The sequence below is a fragment of the Microcystis sp. M49636_WE2 genome, from assembly GCF_030065375.1.
Classification (GTDB): Bacteria; Cyanobacteriota; Cyanobacteriia; order Cyanobacteriales; family Microcystaceae; genus Microcystis; species Microcystis aeruginosa_C.
The window spans coordinates 1-5,156 of record NZ_JASJFG010000909.1 but is presented as its reverse complement, the minus strand read 5'-3'; the positions used below and the strand labels follow the sequence as shown (position 1 = coordinate 5,156).

The following is a 5,156-nucleotide window of genomic DNA, read 5'->3' as shown; positions in this document are numbered from 1 at the left end:
CCAAGCTTTTCTGGTCGGAACCCCCTAAGCCGAGTTTTCAAGGTGCTGCGCCGTCCACTTGGTTTTCGAGACTGGCCTTTTAATTCTAACGTAAAGCCAACCTAGAACGGCGGGGTTTCAGACCCAAAATTTCCGATGAAGGTATTTTTAGGATATTCATTAGTCAAGGGTCTAAGGGTCGAAAATTATTGTCTAGATTACTTTTCAAGACTTAAACAATAACAATCTCCAAGCAGATGCAGTCCTTTTCACTTACCTCCTTTGTCAATATAGCGCTTTTCACGTTACTGAGGTATCGACAAGTTTTGCCAACAAAGGGTTTAAGCCTCTTGCCCATGCCTCATTCTGATGAAAACTGCTATAAAATACTACTAATGACAACATTAACTATAAACTAAGTGAAGTTTTATATACTTCTTAATTTACCAGAGACCTAGAGCGGACTAAATAGGAACCCAGCACTTCTAGGTTGAGTCTAGAAACTTAGAAAAACAGGACCAGCATAGTAGGTTGAAAACCAAAAGCTTATTGTTGTATTCTCAGATAGTCCTCTAGTTTAGCTAGGAAAAGGGACTAGAGGTTTTTTACTCTAGCCCTAGGGTTAAGTGGGTTGGAATTAACCTAGAGATTTATTTGCCAAAAACGTAGATAGACAAATCTTGACGAAATTGACGCAATTCGTCTTTTAGCTGTTTCGCTTCAGCTAAACGTCTTTCTTGAAATTGACTTAAATCATCCTTCACCTGTTTAGCTCGATCTAGATGAAGTTGGCGTAAGTCGTCCTCTAGCTGCTTCGCTGCCGCTAAACGCTGTTCTTGGAATTGACTTAAATCCTCTTTCAGCTGTTTAGCTCGATCTAGATGCTGTTGACGTAAGTCGTTCTCCAGCTGTTTTGCTGCTGCTAAACGTTGTTCTTGGAATTGACTTAAATCGTCCTTTAGCTGTTTGGCTCGGTCTAGACGCTGTTGACGTAAGTCATCATCTAACCGTTTCGCTTCAGCTAAACGTTGTTCTTGAAATTGACGTAAATCCTCTTTTTGCTTTTCCGCCTGAGCTAAACGCTGTTTTTGGGTAGCTGTTAAGAACAAGTGGCTTTCCTGTTGAACTTTTTGGAAAGATTGGCGCAAAGCAGTTGCCTGTTCTTGCGCTTGTTTTTGTCTTTCAGTTTTGACATCCAACAGAAAAGATTGTACTTCTCGCGAGAGTTTAGCTACTTCTTCAGCAATCGATAAACGATCCTGGCGGAACTGTTCCATGAGAGCAGGCATGGGGTTGTCCTCAATTACTAAATACTATGGAATGGATTTGACCCAATCACCCGTTAGAAAAACCTTCACGGAGACTGGGGGGAGAGACAGCAGATTTCGACTTTTCTTATCATCCCAAAGTTGAGGTAGGGGACTACCCCAGACTGAGGGGCGCAACATCCCACCCCCAAAATGGCTTTCTACTCAGAAAAATAGTCAGCCTTACATTCTGGCGATAGACAGTAAACCTAGCTACAAAGGTCAAAATCACGGTTACAAAAATAACTTGTATAGGCCTAGCTTTGTTTTTGCTATCCGTTGCCGTGCCAACCTTGTCAATCATAGACCATTGCGCCCCAAGAGAGGGGTAACTAGACTCAATAGGGATTTAAAGAAAAGCCGAGGATCTGGAAAACCCAGTCGGGTTTTCACTCAGCAGATAGGAGAATCTGGGATCAACCCTTAAGCAGGAACCGCTGCAGATTGAGTCAGACCAACAGCTTCAGCATATTTGAGGTAGGTTTCAACAGAAGCGATAACTACACGAGCTTCAATCGCTAATAATTCGATGCCCACCAGAGATACGCGAGCCCAAGCATCAATAACGATACCTTTGTCAAGGATACGATCGATAACTTCAGCTAAGCTAGAGGAAGAGTTAGTTTTTTCAACTGCCATGGTAGTAGACCTTTTTGTTGTTTGTATAGAAAGTGTACAGTGCTGATCCCAAAATTTATCTATCGAACTACCGCATCTCAGGGGGCGCATCTTCCACACCAAAAATGACTTTCTATTCCGAAAAATAGTTAGTCCCACACTCTGGTGGTAGGGGGTAAACCTAGCTACAAAGGACAAAATCACGTTTACAAAAATAATTTGTATGGATCTAGCTTTGTTTCGCTATCCGTTGCCGTGCCAAACTGTCGATTATAGACTATTGCGCCCCAAGAGAGAGGTAACTAAACTCAATAGGGATCAAAGAAAAGCTAAGAATCTGGAAAACCCAGTAGGGTTTTAACTCAGCAGATGGGAGAATCTGGAATCAGTCCTTAAGCAGGAACCGCTGCAGATTGAGTCAGACCAACAGCTTCAGCATATTTGAGGTAGGTTTCAACAGAAGCGATAACTACACGAGCTTCAATCGCTAATAATTCGATGCCCACCAGAGATACGCGAGCCCAGGCATCAATAACGATACCTTTGTCAAGAATACGGTCAATAACTTCAGCCAAGCTAGAGGAAGAGTTAGTTTTTTCAACTGCCATGGTAGGTATACCTTTTTGTTGTTTTCATAGAGTTTGTACAATGCTGAGGTCATGGAGGATTCAGAAACTTATTTGGGGTTTCTGCCTTCATCACTTCCGCACTTTTAAAGATAACACCCTGTATTTGTCGTTGTCAATACCTAAGTTAGCTGTTTTTCGTTAAGAAGTATGTAGTAATTCTCAGTTTTTTTCGTTAAGAAGTGTGTAGTGATTTCTCAGATAAGTCCGATACATTAGACCTATTGCATAATTTTTTTATGGTATGATGGGCGGTTTTGCTTTTTTCTCGATTTTTAGATTAAAGTTGACAAGAGAATAAAATGTGATCTGAGGTCAGGAAATCATCTATACAGGGTAAGCTCATCTAAATTTGGTACAATTTTTACTTGACAAAAATTTCTGGTTGTGGTTCTGTAGTAGTGATGGAGGCTTAATGCTTTGCCTTGCTGTGCATTGTAGTCATGGATAAAATACCAAGCAGCGCCAAGGTGATTCTCCGTTTTTTTAGAGAAAGATAGATTCTCTCTCGCCAACAGAGAAATCCTTGGTCGAAAGGTGTTATTAAGTCTTTACAATGGGATTAGTTTGACCAGTTTCTTTTCCTAGCACTCGATGACGTTTACTCGGAATTACTGTCTTATATAACTCTCAAAAATCAGTGTAAGTAACAGCACATTGTCGGTAAACACCGGGTAAACTGGGCCGAAAGTTTTTTGGCTGCTTGGCGACTGCTATCTCCTAAATAGCCGCCAATAATTTCCCTTGTCTTTCTATCAATTGCCAGCCAAATGTAAACCTTTATCGTCTTAAAAAAACCAATGACTACATTTCATCACACTCTATGGATAATTTACCTTTTGATTTTTCTGGGTGGTGATTCGGTGGTGGTGAGGCTCTTCTGGTTTCTGTGTGGAAACGAGATCTATACTGATAGTTTCTTCAGCAAAATAGCAATAAAAGTCTTGCCTGATAAGTATTTCACGATTCCATAAGCAAAAATTATCACACAAAGTCGAGAAGAGCCGTGGTGATGGAGCCTTAATGCTTGGCTTTGCTGTGCATTGTAGTCATGGATAAAATACCAAAAGGCTCCCCAAGGTGATTCTCCATTTTTTTATAGAATCTCTCTCACCAACCGAGAAATCCTTGGTCGAAAGGTCTTATCAAGTCTTCCAAGGTGAGATTAGTTTGACCAGGTTCTTGGCTGTACCTCTCGATGACGTTTACTCGGAACTATTGTCTTATAGGACTCCCAAAAATGAGTGTAAGTAACAGCACATTGTCGGTAAACACTGGGTAAACTTGGCAAAAGTTTTTTAGCTGATTGGCGGCTCCTATATCCTAAATAGCCACCAATAAGTTCCCTTGTCTTTCTATCAATTACCAGCCAAATATAGACCTTTATCGTCTTAGAAAAAACAAAAGGACACATCTCATCACATTCTATGAGCAATTTACCTTTTGGTTTGTCCGAAACCTTGAGTTGACAGGGAACAGTCGACAGTTTATTGTTGACCTTTCGGCTTCGCTCAGGGTCAACGTCGAGGGAAGTCGAGACGTTGACATAATTTCGTAACCATGACCAACTTACCCCTGCTACTCTGGCAATTCCTCGTCAGGAAATTAGTTCGAGTAAGAGTTGATCGATTAATTGTTTGGTATCGGGATATCTGGTTTTATTAGTGGGATTGATCACAAACGGTTGACCACATTCTTCACAGTGAAGTTTGGATTTCCCATTATGAATATAACCGTTCTTGATAGTATGGTGAGAACCACAACTAGGACAAGTAAATACAGGCAAACTAGTGGGGGGATTTTGCTCCGTGCTAGGCTGATATTTGAGTAGGCCCTCCACGAGCCACAAAGAGATACTTATCAGAAAAGTCATGATCAAGGTAGAGGTTTAAGGACTGATTTGAGCCAATTATTTTTATTAATAAGTATTTTACACAGTTGATACCGAATAAGCAACATGGTAAGGTAAACACATCTTAACAACCCTTGACAAAATTAACCTCGTGTGAGTTGCTTGTCCAGAGAGCGATTCAGGCATATTTGAGTATAATTTCTCATCTCAACTGTTAAACAAAAATCGACTAAATGTTAAGAGTTCGTAACTATTTTGATTGATTGGTATCACTTGAAATGCCCACACGGATCACAAAATTGGCCGATTGTCAATAGCGTTTGATATGCGTTCCCCCCCCTCACCCACCCGAATTCGGGTGGGCAAGGGGGGGGGAGTAGGATGCCTGCCAGGACTATTGAAAATTGGTATTAGCTATTTCTTCGTGGACTGTAGCCACTATTTTCAGAGATTGCTGTAATGCGGATTTGTTGACATCCGTTTAGGTGGATTGACTGGCCAGAAATTGTCTTTGATAGTCTAAAAACTGGCCATGCCATTCCGCAAAACGCCGCTCCCCATCTTTGACTAAAAATTGGCGGTAGGCTTCCGAGGAAATCCAAGGCTTTGTTGGACGTTGTTGGTTTGTTGGGTGTTGTTGGGCAGAACGAGCTTGGTATTCAGCCGTTGATTGACGGCATTGGTTGTGATAATTTTGGTGCCATTCGCGATAGCGCCGTTCTCCATCCCGCACGAGGGCTTGGCGATAGGCTTCTGAAGATAGACTCATGGTGT

The 5,156-nt window shown here is 41.5% G+C and carries 4 protein-coding genes and 2 pseudogenes; all 6 read right to left on the bottom strand.

What is annotated here, in order from left to right; translation table 11 throughout:
* Positions 1 to 629 precede the first annotated feature (629 nt).
* Positions 630 to 1,268: a gas vesicle protein GvpC gene (gene gvpC / locus PX484_RS20870; protein WP_002803850.1), complete on the bottom strand. Its 639-nt coding sequence runs from the start codon at positions 1,266 to 1,268 to the stop codon at positions 630 to 632.
* A 441-nt stretch (positions 1,269 to 1,709) separates the two neighbouring features.
* Positions 1,710 to 1,925 (bottom strand): gas vesicle structural protein GvpA, encoded by a 216-nt coding sequence (gene gvpA, locus PX484_RS20865; protein WP_002735503.1) that lies wholly within the window; start codon positions 1,923 to 1,925, stop codon positions 1,710 to 1,712.
* 371 nt (positions 1,926 to 2,296) lie between these two features.
* Positions 2,297 to 2,512 (bottom strand): gas vesicle structural protein GvpA, encoded by a 216-nt coding sequence (gene gvpA, locus PX484_RS20860; protein ID WP_002735503.1) that lies wholly within the window; start codon positions 2,510 to 2,512, stop codon positions 2,297 to 2,299.
* Positions 2,513 to 3,092: 580 nt separating this feature from the next.
* Positions 3,093 to 3,379, bottom strand: a pseudogene (locus PX484_RS20855) (ISNCY family transposase); the annotation flags it as partial.
* Between the two features lie 316 nt (positions 3,380 to 3,695).
* Positions 3,696 to 4,403: pseudogene (locus tag PX484_RS20850) on the bottom strand (IS1/IS1595 family N-terminal zinc-binding domain-containing protein).
* A 460-nt stretch (positions 4,404 to 4,863) separates the two neighbouring features.
* The gene (locus PX484_RS20845) at positions 4,864 to 5,151 is read right to left on the bottom strand and encodes a hypothetical protein (RefSeq protein WP_002803853.1); all 288 of its coding nucleotides are present in this window, start codon (positions 5,149 to 5,151) and stop codon (positions 4,864 to 4,866) included.
* Positions 5,152 to 5,156 lie beyond the last annotated feature (5 nt).

What these genes read in the sequence shown, in the direction of transcription:
- gvpC (WP_002803850.1), bottom strand. Translation starts at nt 1,268, where the DNA reads ATGCCTGCTCTCATGGAACAGTTCCGCCAGGATCGTTTATCGATTGCT.
- gvpA (WP_002735503.1), bottom strand. Translation starts at nt 1,925, where the DNA reads ATGGCAGTTGAAAAAACTAACTCTTCCTCTAGCTTAGCTGAAGTTATC.
- gvpA (WP_002735503.1), bottom strand. Translation starts at nt 2,512, where the DNA reads ATGGCAGTTGAAAAAACTAACTCTTCCTCTAGCTTGGCTGAAGTTATT.
- PX484_RS20845 (WP_002803853.1), bottom strand. Translation starts at nt 5,151, where the DNA reads ATGAGTCTATCTTCAGAAGCCTATCGCCAAGCCCTCGTGCGGGATGGA.